14 protein-coding genes are annotated in these 14,817 nt (G+C 48.5%); 6 read left to right on the top strand and 8 right to left on the bottom strand.

The window, feature by feature from the left end:
- On the bottom strand, nt 1–678 hold a 678-nt coding region (locus IQ219_RS07655; RefSeq protein ID WP_194072238.1), incomplete at its 3' end, for an Rpn family recombination-promoting nuclease/putative transposase.
- A 225-nt stretch (nt 679–903) separates the two neighbouring features.
- On the opposite strand from IQ219_RS07655, the gene IQ219_RS07650 reads away from it, so the two are divergent.
- Nucleotides 904–2,583, top strand: coding sequence for an NAD(P)H-quinone oxidoreductase subunit 4 (locus tag IQ219_RS07650; protein WP_194072237.1), 1,680 nt, complete (start codon nt 904–906; stop codon nt 2,581–2,583).
- 92 nt (nt 2,584–2,675) lie between these two features.
- Here IQ219_RS07650 and IQ219_RS07645 read toward each other — a convergent pair whose 3' ends face one another.
- Nucleotides 2,676–3,827 (bottom strand): MFS transporter, encoded by a 1,152-nt coding sequence (locus IQ219_RS07645; RefSeq protein WP_228016790.1) that lies wholly within the window; start codon nt 3,825–3,827, stop codon nt 2,676–2,678.
- Nucleotides 3,828–4,022: 195 nt separating this feature from the next.
- Here IQ219_RS07645 and crtD point away from each other — a divergent pair, with 195 nt between their 5' ends.
- The 3 genes from crtD to IQ219_RS07630 all read left to right on the top strand — a co-directional run bounded on the left by crtD (nt 4,023) and on the right by IQ219_RS07630 (nt 7,423).
- Nucleotides 4,023–5,546 carry a C-3',4' desaturase CrtD gene (crtD, locus tag IQ219_RS07640; RefSeq protein ID WP_194072236.1) on the top strand — a complete coding sequence of 508 codons (1,524 nt, stop codon included), beginning with the start codon at nt 4,023–4,025 and terminating at the stop codon, nt 5,544–5,546.
- A 56-nt stretch (nt 5,547–5,602) separates the two neighbouring features.
- On the top strand, nt 5,603–5,875 hold the full coding sequence (locus IQ219_RS07635) for a YggT family protein (protein ID WP_194016668.1): 273 nt from the start codon (nt 5,603–5,605) through the stop codon (nt 5,873–5,875).
- A 465-nt stretch (nt 5,876–6,340) separates the two neighbouring features.
- A complete protein-coding gene (locus IQ219_RS07630; protein ID WP_194072235.1) occupies nt 6,341–7,423 on the top strand; it encodes a Fe(3+) ABC transporter substrate-binding protein in 1,083 nt (360 codons plus the stop codon).
- 57 nt (nt 7,424–7,480) lie between these two features.
- On the opposite strand, the gene trmD is transcribed toward IQ219_RS07630, so the two are convergent.
- The 3 genes from trmD to IQ219_RS07615 all read right to left on the bottom strand — a co-directional run bounded on the left by trmD (nt 7,481) and on the right by IQ219_RS07615 (nt 9,645).
- Nucleotides 7,481–8,170, bottom strand: coding sequence for a tRNA (guanosine(37)-N1)-methyltransferase TrmD (trmD, locus tag IQ219_RS07625; protein ID WP_194072234.1), 690 nt, complete (start codon nt 8,168–8,170; stop codon nt 7,481–7,483).
- A gap of 10 nt (nt 8,171–8,180) precedes the next feature.
- Complete coding sequence (locus IQ219_RS07620; RefSeq protein ID WP_190598209.1) at nt 8,181–8,354, bottom strand: hypothetical protein; 174 nt, start codon at nt 8,352–8,354, stop codon at nt 8,181–8,183.
- Nucleotides 8,355–8,559: 205 nt separating this feature from the next.
- Complete coding sequence (locus IQ219_RS07615; RefSeq protein WP_190598210.1) at nt 8,560–9,645, bottom strand: ATP-dependent 6-phosphofructokinase; 1,086 nt, start codon at nt 9,643–9,645, stop codon at nt 8,560–8,562.
- A gap of 525 nt (nt 9,646–10,170) precedes the next feature.
- On the opposite strand from IQ219_RS07615, the gene IQ219_RS07610 reads away from it, so the two are divergent.
- Nucleotides 10,171–12,438 carry an FUSC family protein gene (locus IQ219_RS07610; protein WP_194072233.1) on the top strand — a complete coding sequence of 756 codons (2,268 nt, stop codon included), beginning with the start codon at nt 10,171–10,173 and terminating at the stop codon, nt 12,436–12,438.
- 142 nt (nt 12,439–12,580) lie between these two features.
- Here the strand turns inward: IQ219_RS07610 and psbU are convergent, their stop codons facing one another.
- The 3 genes from psbU to IQ219_RS20360 form a co-directional block, all read right to left on the bottom strand.
- Complete coding sequence (gene psbU, locus IQ219_RS07605; RefSeq protein ID WP_190598212.1) at nt 12,581–12,976, bottom strand: photosystem II complex extrinsic protein PsbU; 396 nt, start codon at nt 12,974–12,976, stop codon at nt 12,581–12,583.
- A gap of 195 nt (nt 12,977–13,171) precedes the next feature.
- A complete protein-coding gene (locus IQ219_RS07600) occupies nt 13,172–13,669 on the bottom strand; it encodes an HNH endonuclease (RefSeq protein ID WP_190598213.1) in 498 nt (165 codons plus the stop codon).
- A gap of 338 nt (nt 13,670–14,007) precedes the next feature.
- On the bottom strand, nt 14,008–14,139 hold the full coding sequence (locus IQ219_RS20360; protein ID WP_255512810.1) for a hypothetical protein: 132 nt from the start codon (nt 14,137–14,139) through the stop codon (nt 14,008–14,010).
- 572 nt (nt 14,140–14,711) lie between these two features.
- Here IQ219_RS20360 and IQ219_RS07595 point away from each other — a divergent pair.
- The coding region (locus IQ219_RS07595) for a hypothetical protein (protein WP_194072232.1) at nt 14,712–14,817 on the top strand (106 nt) is incomplete at its 3' end.

Genomic DNA, 14,817 nt, shown 5'->3' with positions numbered 1-14,817 from the left:
TATAAGAGAAAGACCTTCTAGTTTGCCCTCCAGTTTCCCAGCAATTTTACCTTCTTCTAAAATTTCCTGATAGACAGCGGATTCCTTCATAATTTCACTCCTTAAAATTGTCTTGATAAGCTCAGGGGCCAGCAGAATTCCTCCAAAAACCGAGGTTGCTGCCATGAGATTGGCCTTAACCCGATTATCCTCAATCCGCTCCAACGCAGTCGCTACTTCCCTCAATTTTAATCTAGGGTCAGAGGTCTGCGTCAATACCGCTAGGGGCAATAGCCCTGGACTTTGGAGAAATGTCTCCGAGGGTTGCTCCCAAAGCCGAATCGCTTGGTAACGGTGGACGGTCTCTCCCAACTGAAAACTTTCCTGATAAACCAAGTCATTATTACTACGTTTCAGGTAGATGACAAATTGGTGCATCGTCTTCTGGGGGAAACGGCGGTAAACCCTTACCCGATAGTCCAACATCCGAAAGCCCATGGTTAGGTCAGGCTCCGTTTGGAATTCCAGATGCAACACCAAGTCTTCCGATTGCTCCAAAATCAGGGAATCAGCCCGAATTGGCTCCAAAGATAGTTCCGTGGGACTGAGCTTGGTCAATTTGATTGGTCGTCCCAACAACCACGCGGCATAGTCTTCGGAAAAGGATTCAGCGAGGAATTTGCAGAGATTGTCAAACATATCCAAGTTCTATTGGTAATCTCCTAGAGATCCGCCAGGCGATCGCCAGAAAATTGGCAAAAATTTAATGAAGTTAGGCGGGGAAAAGCTCAGGTTAAAGAACTTATTCCCATTGATAGAGCCCAATCTCTGACTGCTATAACGAAAATCTCAAAAAAAATTCTCAAAAGTTTACAAAGTTTAATATAATCGGAGGAAGATCACTAGGTATTTATTCTCATTACCATGTTGGAACACTTCCCCTGGCTGACAACGATGATTGCCCTGCCGTTAGTCGCCGCCCTCTTCATTCCGTTAATTCCCGACAAAGACGGGAAACAAGTCCGCTGGTATGCCCTTGGTGTGGGTCTAGCGGATTTTGTTTTGATGAGCTACGTTTTTTGGACTAACTACGACATCAGCAATACCGGTTTTCAGCTCCAGGAAAAATTTAGCTGGATTCCCCAATTTGGGCTCAGTTGGAGTGTTTCCGTGGATGGTATCTCCATGCCCCTAGTGTTACTAGCCGGACTGGTTACCACCCTTTCCATCTTTGCCGCCTGGCAGGTGGACCATAAGCCCCGCCTCTTCTACTTCCTAATGTTGGTGCTTTATGCAGCCCAGATTGGGGTGTTCGTGGCCCAGGACATGCTCCTACTGTTCATCATGTGGGAACTGGAATTGGTGCCGGTTTACCTCCTAGTTTGCATCTGGGGTGGCCAAAAACGGCAGTATGCCGCCATGAAGTTTTTGCTCTACACCGCCGCCGCCTCCGTATTCATTTTGGTTGCCGCCCTGGGCTTAGCTTTCTACGGTGATGTAACCACCTTTGACATTGCGGAATTGGGTCTGAAAGATTACCCGATCGCCTTAGAACTGTTTTTATACGCCGGTTTACTGATTGCCTTTGGCGTTAAATTAGCCATTTTCCCTTTCCATACCTGGTTACCCGATGCCCACGGTGAAGCCTCTGCCCCTGTATCCATGATTTTGGCCGGGGTACTGCTGAAAATGGGCGGTTACGGTCTCATCCGTCTCAACCTCGGCTTGTTGGAAGATGCCCACGTTTACTTTGCGCCGATCCTAGTCATTCTTGGAGTGGTGAACATCATCTACGGTGGTTTTTCCTCCTTTGCCCAGGACAACATGAAACGCCGCCTGGCCTACTCCTCTGTTTCCCACATGGGCTTTGTTCTGCTCGGTATTGCTTCCTTCACCGACTTGGGCATCAGTGGAGCCATGTTGCAAATGCTCTCCCACGGTTTAATCGCCGCCGTCCTCTTCTTCCTGGCTGGGGTTACCTACGACCGGACCCACACCCTTTCCTTGGCCCAGATGGGGAATATTGGCAAAGTAATGCCGACGGTTTTTGCCCTCTTCACCATGGGCGCCATGGCATCCCTCGCCCTCCCCGGCATGAGTGGTTTTGTCAGCGAATTAACTGTCTTTGTCGGAGTGAGCTCCAGCGACATTTACAGCACCCCCTTCAAAACAGTGACGGTTTTCCTCGCTGCTGTGGGTTTGGTGCTCACCCCCATTTACCTGTTGTCCATGTTGCGCCAACTATTCTATGGCAACAACATTCCCCCTTCCTGCAATCTGGAACAGGATGGCCTTTCCCCTAATTCCGACCAAGAAGCGGTTTGTTTTGGCACCAGTTGTGTACTCCCCGGCAATGCCATCTATGACGATGCCCGTCCCCGGGAGGTCTTCATTGCCGCTTGCTTCCTCTTGCCGATTATTGGAGTGGGTCTTTATCCCAAATTAGCTACCCAGGTTTACGATGCCACCACGGTAGCGGTGAACAGCCAAGTGCGCCAATCCTACGTGCAAATTGCCGAAACCAATCCCCGGGTTTATGCGGAAGCGTTAACTGCGCCCCACATTCCCACCACGGACTTTGCCACGGTTAAAGTTCAACCCTAGTGATCTAGTCTTTTGAGTTAATTAGACTACTGCGTGATTTTCTTAAATAAAAAGGAGTGGGGGCAATGAATCTCCTACTCCCTTTTTTTTGTTTACAAATCTGAACGCTGCCAATATCGGGCACAAAGTAAGGTAGACATTACCAACATTGCCACTCCTAGCCCAGCTTGAATCTGGCTGGATTGAGTTGACCAATAACGGGTAAAAATATCCCCCGCCAGACCGACACAACCAAAATATAGACCGATACCCACACCGGTCTGATTACCCTGGAGGATTTGTAGCAGTAATGGGATTAGTCCATTGTTTAAAATGCTCGACCCCAATAACCAGGAGAAGGCGATCGCCGGTAGCCAAAAGCCATTGAGCAAACAGGATAAGGTCAGCACCAGAAGCCCCAAGGCAGTGGTTAGGGATGCCACTGGATGACCTATTTTGCGAATCAACCAGCCCATGGGCAGGGCCATTAATGCCAGCAGCAGTTGCAAACCCATGAAGCCATTATTAATCCCCTCCAATTGTTTCGTTAAAACCAGCATTAAGACCCTAGTGCCCCAGGTAGTGCCAATGGCGAAGAGAGCAATATTGACCATGGCAATCCAAGGGAAAGCTTTAACCGTTGCCGGGCTTGGTTCTGCGTTTTCGTTAGTCGGTGGCAAAACTCGACTTAAAAATAGACTGGCCCCTAATAACACCACCGAACCAAGTAAAAAAGCCGGTAAACTACCCAAACTCAATAACCACTGACCCATGGGTTTCCGAAAGGCGGCAAATAGGCCACCCACCAAACTCAAAATTCCCATGGCCAAAGGCAGTTGATTAACAGGGGCACATTGACCAATCAGCACCATGGTGGGACTACGGAATAGGGTCATGGCCACGGCCCAGGCGATCGCCAATGCCGGTAGTAAGAACCGAGCTACGTTGGCAAGGGGCAGGAAAAATACCAGGGGAATTAGGAGGAAAAAACCGGCGGCGAGAATCACTCCCAAAGAAATTAGCGGCAATCTGGTGCCTAAAGTCCGCTGTTGGCGATCGCTCAGAGCACCAAATAGGGGTTCCATCACCACCCCTAAAACCATCTCAAATGTTAGCAATCCGACCACAAACTCCGGCGAAAATCCCCAGCCCTTGAGCAAATCCCCCAGATAAAGACGGTAAGTTATCCACATCAAGGTTACCGAGCCCTGGACCAAAGCAATGGCCCAAACCCGCCGCCACAGAACCGCCGAATGCTGAATCATTGGTTATTGTCCATCCAAGGGGAAATTTAACTGCCCGCCGTCAGTTGGGAAAGCTCCCAGCTAGTAATCGCCAACGTTGGAGCTGAGCCTATCGCATTTGCCCCACCAAATCAATTAACTATTTCCAAGGCCACGAACCTTTGCAAACAGTTACATTAAGAAATGTAAAGAAAATTTCCCCACTATCCTTTTCCCATGGCCCCGAACAATGCTGAATCTCAATCTGTGGTTGTAGTTGGTGCTGGCATTGGCGGTTTGACAACGGCGGCCTTGTTGGCCCAGCAGGGTTACCAAGTCAAAGTTTATGAACAGGCGACCATGGTTGGGGGCTGTGCTTCCACTTTTCGACGACGGGGTTTCATTTTTAATGTGGGGGCCACCCAGGTGGCAGGCCTAGAACCAGGAGGCATTCACCACCGCATTTTCCGGCAGTTACAGGTGGATTTACCGGAAGCAACCCTTTGTGATCCCGCCTGTGCCGTTTTTTTACCTGGGGAAAAGCAACCAATTAACGTTTGGCATAATCCCGATCAATGGCAAAGGGAAAGGGAGCGGCAATTTCCAGGCAGTGGCAGATTTTGGCAATTACTACAAACCTTGTTCCAAATTAGTTGGCGTTTTCAGGCACGGGATCCCGTTTTACCTCCCCGTAATGCCTGGGATTTAGGCCAATTGTTGCAGGCGTTGCGGCCGGACACTCTGGTTACGGCCCCCTTTGTCACCCTCACGGTGGGGGATACTCTGCGGCTATTGGGTTTAGGGGCAGACCACCGCTTAAAAACTTTCCTTGATTTACAGTTGAAACTCTATTCCCAGGTGAGGGCCGATGAGACAGCGTTGTTATATGCAGCTACGGCCTTGAGTGTTTCCCAGGCGCCCCAGGGTTTATGGCATCTCCAGGGCAGTATGCAAACCCTAGGCGATCGCCTGGTGGAAGCTTTAAAACACTATGGAGGGGATGTATTTTGCGGTCAGCGGGTGGAGCAAATCCATTGTGACCAAGGGCAAGTACAGGGAGTGACGGTGCGGGATGTAAAAAACGGCGCAGTACGTCGGGAGCAAGCTCAGCAGGTGGTGGCCAATTTAACTGTGCAGAATTTACTCAAAGCGGTGGACCAGCCATTGCCTGGTTATCGCCAAAGGGTGACTAATTTACCCTCTAGCTCCGGCGCTTTTGTCATTTATTTGGGGGTCAGGGAAGAGGCCATTCCGCCCGACTGTGCTCCCCACCTACAATTTTTGTACGACGGCAGTGGTCCCATTGGGGAAAATAATTCCCTTTTTGTCAGTGTCAGTAAACCAGGGGATGGCCGGGCTCCCAAGAATTGTAGAACCGTAATTGCTTCTTCCTTCACCGATGTGTCCCCCTGGTGGGATGCTTCCCCAGAAGAATATCAAGCCCGCAAGCAAAGTTACACCCAAACGGCGATCGCCAAATTGGGAGAATATTTCAACCTAAACGAATCGACCATTGTGCACCAAGAAAGTGCCACTCCCCGTACCTTTGCCCGCTATACAGCTCGGGAACAAGGTATTGTGGGCGGAGTCGGCCAACGCCGATTCACCTTTGGCCCCTTTGGCTTTGCCCCCCGTACCCCCATCCGTAATTTATGGTTAGTGGGGGATTCCGTCCATCCAGGGGAAGGCACCGCCGGGGTAAGTTACAGCGCCCTCACCATTGCCCAGCAAATTTGCGCCGGTGGAGCAACAAATTTCTAGGGTCAGGTTAAGATGGAAAACAATTCTTCTTTGCTATCGATATCACCATTGCCACTATGGACCTACTCCTTTCTACCCTCGTCAGCTTCATCAACATCTACCTAGTGTTGTTATTTGTCCGTATTTTGCTGTCCTGGTTTCAAACTGCGGAGTGGGCCGGCAATATCATGGGTTTTCTCAGCCCCGTGACCGATCCCTATTTGAATATTTTCCGCTCCTTTATTCCGCCCTTGGGAGGCATTGATTTTTCCCCCATTCTGGCTATTTTTGCGTTGCAGTTTCTCCAACAGGCCCTCAGCAGTGTGGCTGTTCCCTACGCTGGCTTTTAATCGAGATAATTCCGGTGGCTAAAAATCTGATTGGTGGTTAGAGTCCGCAGGGTCCAGTTCCACCAACTACGTTTCACATCTTTATCCCTCTGTTGCGCCAGGGGGATTTTATTTGCCCCAATTACTATTAATAATAAATTCTGTTAGTGAATAGGGCTTCTTATCAGCTAAGGCTATCACAATCTCAGGATAGCAAAAGCAGCTCGACAGTGTCACCATGGTTTAGACTTGGTTGAATTTCTCTCCTCAGTCTCCAAAAGTGCTTCAAAATAACAGTTCTGGTCTCTCCATCCCCAACCAAAGGGATTTTTATCCTCAGATTTTATGAGCAAAATAATAGGACTTATTTATCGCACTTGGCCGGAGCCCCCATCAAATAATCAGAAAAATTATTAAATATGTCTCCACCGCTGATAAAATTATTGAGAATTACTTTTGTTAGAGGAGTGAGAAAACTCAGCCGCCATGGTCCCAAAATTATCCCGTCGCCTATTTTTGTCCATCGGAACCGCCGTTAGCGTGGTGGTGGGTTCCCAATTGCTTAGTAGCTGTGGCCAATCCCCCGATGCCCCGATCGCCGATACACCAGGGGAACAACAGGAGATTAACCTATATTCATCCCGCCATTACAACACCGACAACGAACTCTACGCCAAATTCACCGCAGAAACAGGCATTAAAGTTAACCTGATTGAAGGCAAGGCAGATGAACTGCTGGAACGGATTAAGTCCGAAGGAGCCAATAGCCCAGCGGATGTGCTGCTCACGGTGGATTTGGCTCGGCTATGGCGGGCGGAAGAGGATGGCATTTTTCAGCCGGTGGAAAGCGAAATTTTACAGACCAGCATCCCGGAATATCTCCGCTCCCCAGATGGCATGTGGTTTGGCTTCACCAAGCGGGCTCGGGTGATTATGTATAACAAAGCCAAAGTTAAACCAGAGGAGCTGTCCACCTACGAAGAGCTGGCGGATCCCAAATGGAAAGGCCGGATAATTATCCGTTCCTCCAGCAATGAATATAATCAATCCTTGGTGGCTTCATTGATAGTAGCCGATGGGGAGCAGTCCACTTTGGAATGGGCCAAGGGTTTTGTCAGTAACTTTGCTAGGGAACCCCAGGGCAATGATACGGCCCAAATTGAAGCGGTGTCCTCTGGAGAAGCAGATTTGACCTTGGCCAACACCTATTACATGGGGCGATTGCTGGAAAGTGAAGAGCCGGCCAAAAAGGCGATCGCCGAAAATGTCGGTGTATTCTTTCCCAACCAAGAAGGGCGGGGTACCCACGTCAATGTCAGCGGAGTGGGGGTAGTCAAAACGGCTCCCAACCGGGAAGGGGCGGTCAAATTCATTGAATTTTTAGTCAGTGAACCGGCCCAGGCATTTTTAGCCCAAAACAACTACGAATATCCGGTTTTGGCTGGGGTTCCCCTGAACAAGTCCGTGGCTTCCTTTGGGGAATTTAAGTCCGACACCACCAATCTAGATAAGTTGGGCCCGGCCCTAGCTCCCGCCACCAAAATCATGAACGAAGCGGGCTGGAAGTAGTGTTCTAGGATCTAGTCGCAATGGTTGAGGGAAGGATCTGCTCTGTTCTTTAACTCCTTAACTATTGTGATTTTGCCATTTTTCCCAAAGATCCGGTCTTCTCTGCTGGGTACGTTCCTCCTGTTGCTCTAATCTCCACTGGGCGATCGCCTGATGGTTACCAGATAAGAGCACCGGCGGTACGGCCAAGCCTCGAAATACTGGTGGCCTGGTGTAGTGGGGATAGTCCAACAGGTCGGTGCTAAAACTTTCGGCAATTAGGGAGGCTTCTTTGCCCACGGTGCCGGGCAGTAGCCTGATTACACCGTTGATCAAGGTGAGGGCGGGGATTTCCCCGCAGGTGAGGACAAAATCTCCGAGGGAAACTTCCCTGGTCACCAGTTGGCAGACTCGTTCATCCACCCCTTCATAGTGGCCACAGATCAGCACCAGTTGGTTATAATCCGTCAACTCCCGAAACAAAGCCTGGTCCATGGGTTGCCCCTGGGGAGTCAGCAAAATTACTTCCCGTTTGGGCAGTACCGGCAACGATTCCACCGCCGCAAAAATTGGCTCCGGCTTAATTACCATGCCCACCCCGCCCCCGTAGGGTTCGTCGTCCACTCGGCGATGTTTATCGGTGGTGAAATCCCTGGGGTTAATCAAATTAACGCTGGCGATCGCCTTTTCTAGGGCCTTACCGAGGAGACCGGATTGGAGAGGGGAAGTGAAAAAATCAGGAAACAGGGTGAGAACGTCAAACTGCACAGAGGGCCAATCAAATTAGATCAAACTGGTGACACACCATACCACAAACACTGGCGATCGCCGTGATCATCAAAGCAACCAGAGGGTCTTGCCCCTGATTAACGGCAAAGGAAGTCACAATGCCAGCTCCCAGGGCAGAAACTAAACCAGCACTAATCAAATCTTTGTTGGGACGATCAAACATAACCTCTAACCCCCACCCTTATTTATTGGTTAAATTTGTTAAAGTTATCGAAAAAATTTCGTCTTACAAGGTATCACCCCCCTGGGGAAGAGGGGAGAAAAACGACGGTTTTCGCAACTAAGCTTTAAAATCCGCCATATTTCTTTACAATTATTTCCCCTCACCGGAAAAAATTCCCCCATACTGCCTACTGCCCCTAGTTAGGCTAATCATTGCCGAGGCAAATGCCCAATCCCCGGGCGGTTTTGACCAATGCCCCATCCAACTTAACCGTTTGATAGGTTTGGATCGCTTCTTCAATGGGCACACTAATGGTTTGCCGGTTACGCCAGGCCACCATGTGGTCAAATTTGCCCGCCGCAATTAAGTCCACCGCCGCCACCCCAAACACACTGCCCAACAGGCGATCGAAGGGAGAGGGAATGCCTCCCCGTTGGATATGCCCCAGCACGGTCACTCTGGTTTCTGCCCCGGTGCGCTGGGCAATCTGTTCAGCAATGTATTTGCCAATGCCGCCGTAACGATCTTCGCCAAATTGCTGGATTTGCTTAACTTGATCCCCCAATTCCGTGCGTACCGCCTCCGAGACCATCACCAGGCAAAAGTTTTTCCCCTGGGCCTGTCGTTGGCGAATTTTGTTGCATACACTTTCAATGCGGTAGGGAATTTCAGGAATGAGGATAATGTCTGCTCCCCCTCCGATGCCAGCGGCCAAAGCGATATGCCCCGCATCCCTACCCATAACTTCCAGTACCATAACCCGGTTGTGGCTAGCGGCGGTGAAATGGAGGCGGTCCAAGGCTTCGGTGGCAATATTGGTGGCGGTGTCGAAGCCAATGGAGATTTCGGTGGCTCCCACGTCGTTGTCAATGGTTTTGGGAATTCCCACTAAATTAATGCCCCCCTGTTGGGCAATGCGGCGCAAAATGGCCAAACTGCCGTCCCCCCCAATGCCGATTAGGGCATCAAGGCCCAACTGGCGATAACCGGCAATAATATCTTCTGTGCGGTCCTTTACCGTGCCGTCCCCCATGGGAAAAGCGAATGGATTACCCTTATTGGTGGTGCCTAAAAAGGTGCCCCCCATCATTAACAAATGGTCAATGTTATCCCGGTGCAGGGCGATCGCCTTGGGGGGATTTTCCATTAGTCCCTGGGTTGCTTCCTGAATGCCAACAACCTCCCAGCCGTAGGTGCCAATGGCATGGTGTACCACGGAGCGAATCACGGCGTTTAGTCCGGCACAGTCTCCTCCACTGGTTAAAATACCAATGCGTTTAATTTCCCCCATGGTTGTCCCTGCAAAGTGGTTGCTCACTTATTTGTAGAGGCAAATTCCAGCAGGGGAACTAAATTGTGAGAATTCTTAAAATTGTCCTCAATTCTTAACCGACCTTTAAACAATAGGGGCTGATTTATGCTGATGTTTGATTATTTGTCATCAATTGATACTAGTCTGCTGAGCATTGCCAAAGATTTTTTCACCATTGTGAATTACTCTTATTTTGAAAAAATGGTCTAAATATGAAAATTAAATCCGATTAAATCTGTTTATTGACAAGCAAAAAAATTAGCTTTTAAAACTATTTACACCGAGCAAATTAATAATTTGGGGCTGGTCTGAGGCCGTGATTTAAAGGCGATCGGTTTCCATAGGTTTAGGGGGAAACTAGGGAAAATTACCTTAGCCTTACTGGAGTTTTGGTGGGTAGATTGGAGAATCAAACCATAATTTTAGAAACGGGCTCCAAATCTGGTCAATGCTCTTTTTCGTTAATCCCTAGGGCAAAATGAGGGGGATATTCACAACAAAGCCATGCTAGCTAAGCTCCGTCAACGCCTTGCTTTTTTAATCCATACCAATGGCACCATTGATGGGGGTAGGGGAATTCGGACTTTTTGCGGCATGGCTGTGCCCTACTCGGCTGGCCTGGTTTTGGGGGATCCCCAGCTTGGTTTGGGCATTGGTTTAGCCTCCCAGTTAATTTTGCTGGCGGACGTGGGGGGGCTATATTCAGTGCGATTGAAAACTATTTTGGGGGCTTGGATCGGGGCAGCGATCGCCATGGCGGTGGGGATGGTGGTGGTGCATTATGGCGGCATCGGTCTAATCGCCACAGGGTTAGTGCTATTTGTTTCTGGTTATTTAACGGTGTACGGAGAGCAGGGGGGCATGGTGGGGGTAGTCAGCAGTTTTGCTTTTCTGTTGGGCTCCCAAAATGTTAGTGCTGATTCCTTTGAACTTATTTCCCTGGCGATCGGCGGTCTATGGGGTTTGGTGTTAGCCATCGTTATCTGGCCCTTCCGTCCCAATCAACCTTTACGGCAAATGGTGGCTAATAACTTCACCATTTTGGCTAATTATCTCAAAGCCATGGCGGCATCAAGTTTTGACCAAGACGATCCCATGGTCCAGCCCCTGGTGGTGCAACTAAGACAAAATCTGCTCAAATCCCGCCAAGCTTTAGTGGAGAGCCAACGGGGTCTGTGGGGCCAGAGCAAATTACGGGAGTTATTACTGGTACTGATTGAACATACCGAACGTTTGAATAAGCCCCTAATGTTACTGAGTGAGATTATCAACTTTCACAATTTACCCCAATTGCAAACAGTACAAATTTTAATGGAGGATGCCATTAGTGCATTGGGAGATATTTGTTTGGATTTAGCCCAAATGGTGACGGGAAAACGGTGTATTCCCAATACGAACCGTCTGCAACTATTACTGCAAGCTTTACAACAACAACAAACCTTACAAAAACAGGCCTTGACGGAAGATTTTGCTGACTATAATAGCCTGACCACTGTCACCCAATTGGTTACCCATTTAGAAAACCTGACCAATCAGTTATCCCAGACTATTCACATGGCCCAACTACTGGAAAATCCCCGGCTGTTTCACCCAGGGGAAGGACCTGATGATGAGGGATTTTCCACCCCAGCCTTTACTCCTTGGTGGGAGCCCCTGAAAAATAATTTTCAGCTCAACTCTCCCCTGTTTCGCCATGGTTTACGGTTGGCGATCGGCGGCATGGCGGGGCTATTAATTGCCCAAATTACCGGTATTCCCTATGGTTTTTGGATTGTTTTAACCCTAATTTTTGTGCTCAAGCCGGATTTTAGCTTGACTTTCCAGCGCCTATCCAACCGTCTGGTGGGCACTCTGTTGGGGGTGTTGGTCATGTCCATTGCCCTCAAACTGGTTCAAGATCCCCATACCCTTAGTTTGCTTGGTATTTTGGCGATCGCCTTGGGTACTTCCCTGCTGAGATTTCACTACAGTGTGGCAGTCTTTTTTATCACAGCTTTTGCTTTAATTCTTAAGGCTATTGTGCCCGAAGTCCCGACGGAGTATGCCCTGGCGTCCCGCTTGGTCTGTACCCTCATTGGCAGTGCGATCGCCCTGGTGTTGGGGTTCAGTTTTTTGCGGCAGTCAGAACGTTTTCGTTTCACCCAAGCTGGGGTCAAAATGATCGTCAATTTAGAAGCTTACTTTCAACAGTTAACCCCGGCCCTGTTGGGCCAAGGAGCCATTAATCAGCAGGAAGCAGAAAGAGTCCGCAATCAGAGTCGATTGGCCGCCACCGGTATGCAAATTGCCCTAGACCGTTTTATTAATGACCCCAGTACTCCCCTAACAAAAAAGGAACCAGCCCTGACCACCACTAACTATTTAGCCCGTCTAAGTCGGGGTTTTCGGGTCTTGATCAGTCATTTGGAGAATAGTTCTGGCAGTAATCCTCCCCCTGCCATGGAACTGTTTACAACCCAAGTCGAGCAAAGTTTAACCGATTTACGCCTTTCCCTGGAAAATCAATCTTCGCCCGCAGCGTTGCCTCCCATGGCGGAAACTTTAAAGCAAATCCGAGATTATCATCAGCATTACCAGGCCCAAAGAATTGCGGAAATTGGTCAGCAACAGGGCAATACCCCCATCCGCCGTTATTTAAATGACTTTAACCTGGTGGTGGAGGAATGCCAGCAAATTTACCAACGCCTGGAAACCATCCACTCGGCGATCGCCAGATTTACCGACTCCCCCGATCTGGCCCAGGAAATCAAACTCAAAAGTCAGCCCAGTTGAACCATGGGGGCAACAATAAAAACCACCCCAAACAGCGCAATGTTCAGAGGTGGTGTCGTAAGTTATGGAGGTTGGGGGAGTCAATAATCACCCCATTTTGGACAGATCTAGGCAATGGCTAGATCTTAATTCAGTGGAAGGTTTAGTAAACCCCAGGATTAATGCGGTCATCGCCGGAGATCAGTTCAATGCTGGGTTCAGTGACGGTGAAGCTACCCAAATTTGCTTCCAAGCGGCCTTTTTGAGTTTCGCTCAAACCAGGCATGTCCAAAACTTCCTCTACGGTATCGTAGGGAGCATTTTCGATGATTTTGCTGGCCAAGTTGGGATAAAAACCCCGCAGGTTACGAAAGTCCCGAATATCACTATTATTTAAATCAATTTTTTGGCCAAAATCCGTGGTTAATTTAGCATCCACAGCATTCAGTTCAGCCAACAGAGGATTGGGGGTAAGGGCTTGGGCCAAATCCGCCCCCAAAAAACCCATTAGTCCAATCAATAAGCTACACGCGACCAGTAGGCGGGAAATAAATTTCATGAATTGTCTCCTATAAACCAAGGCAATGAATTGTTACTATCTAAGAAAATTATGCCGACTGCGCCGATTTTGGCAGGTCAAACCAGCGCTAATTACAATAGATTGTATATTCTTGGGGCACTGCTGACCATCTTCCCCGGACTGACTGAGTAATTATACTTATTAGGATTGTGGTTGGTTTAACCCCTGGGGCGATTAAATACCAATCACGTATTTTCGCCATTCATGGTTGCGGTCGTTGCGGGTATGTTTAATGATTTCAAACAGCAAACTGCTGTAGGGGCGACGGGGAGTATAATTTAGGGACATTTGTGCTTCCCTGGGGGTACGATTGCCCTTTTTAATGTTACAGCGCACACAGGCAGTGACCAGGTTTTCCCAACTGTCACCCCCACCCCGGGAACGGGGAATGATATGGTCTAGGGTGAGTTGTTCTCCCTTGTAGTTGCAATACTGGCAAGTATGACGATCACGCTCTAGCACATTGCGGCGGGTGAGGGGAATTTCCTTGTAGGGAACCTTGATATATTGCCGCAGGCGGATCACTGATGGCAGGGGGAAATTGGCATAGATCAGCTTGCCGTTATTTTCCAGAGCTTCGGCCTTATCTTTCAGCAGTAACACCACTGCCCGTTGCCAATGGGTAATGTTCAAAGGTTCATAGGAAGCGTTGAGGACTAAAACCTTAGCCATGGTCTGCCATCGCTGAATTTTTCTCTAGATGCTAGCACAATCAGCTTTTGAGATTCATGGAGTGTCTTCAAAACCTAAAATTTCCTTGACACTGCTCCAGAGAGTGTTTTAAAAGTCTCCCTGTAACCCACCAAGTTTGGTAGGAAACTAGAGAAAAATCCCCTGGCATTGCTAGAGTTTTAGGGGATAAACTCTAACCCAGCAAACAGACTCTGGGCAAGTTCGTCGCCAGAGAAGAATTGTGTCGTCATTCAAAGGCAGACCCCCAACGATCTAACGTCAGGGGCCAAGGATAGCCTGAGCTAATTATTGGGGATATTTGTTAGCCAAAAAATGGATTATTCCTCAGCATTTTTAACCAAAATTTCGCCTTCAAAAGGTTGAACACCAACGGTGGGATATTCGTCGTCGGAAGGGCCAAAAACCCTGGCGAATGCTTCGGTAAAATACTGCACAAGATCTTGTAACATCTGATTTAATTTCATCATAACCTCCGTCCCTATCAGGGAAACTCAACAGTTGTCTTGTGGGCAAGTTTGAGAAAATGGGGAGGTTCTGGCTCTCTGGACTAACGAACCAGGACTAGGTTATCGATTAGCTTATTTTCCTGCCCCCTAGCTTTCCTCTTGCCTTAATTATCCAATGAAAAACAGGTTAAATGAGGATTTCTTAATATATTTTCAAATTAGGGTGAGGTTTTAAACCATAATCACCGACGATTTTTTATTACTTAATCCATCTTTTACAAGCGGCGCATACCGACTTAGATGGTTATCACAGTTACTTCGTGGTTTTTCGGCAAAGATAATTTTATTTGATCTAGGCCTTAATTTTTGTCTTAATTAATTGGCTTATTAGATCATGTATTCACTGCTGAGTTGATTGAGAAATGTTGAGAATAACCAGACTAAAGCGCTGCAAAGTCCATTGACAGGGGGGGAGGTATCCCCTACGCTTAGGCTTATTTTCCGGCCTCCGGTCCACCGGGTCAGATTGAGCAATTGATCAATAATTCATTTAATTCATTCAATAGAACTAATCAATGCGTGTTTGTGTTATCGGAACGGGATATGTGGGTTTAGTCACCGGGGTTTGCCTGGCCCACATTGGCCATCAAGTAATCTGTGATGATAACAACGAGGAAAAGG

It is taken from the genome of Synechocystis sp. LEGE 06083, assembly GCF_015207725.1.
Classification (GTDB): domain Bacteria; phylum Cyanobacteriota; class Cyanobacteriia; order Cyanobacteriales; family Microcystaceae; genus Synechocystis; species Synechocystis salina.
Note: the sequence above shows the minus strand (reverse complement) of the source record. Positions and strands in the feature narration are given on the sequence as shown.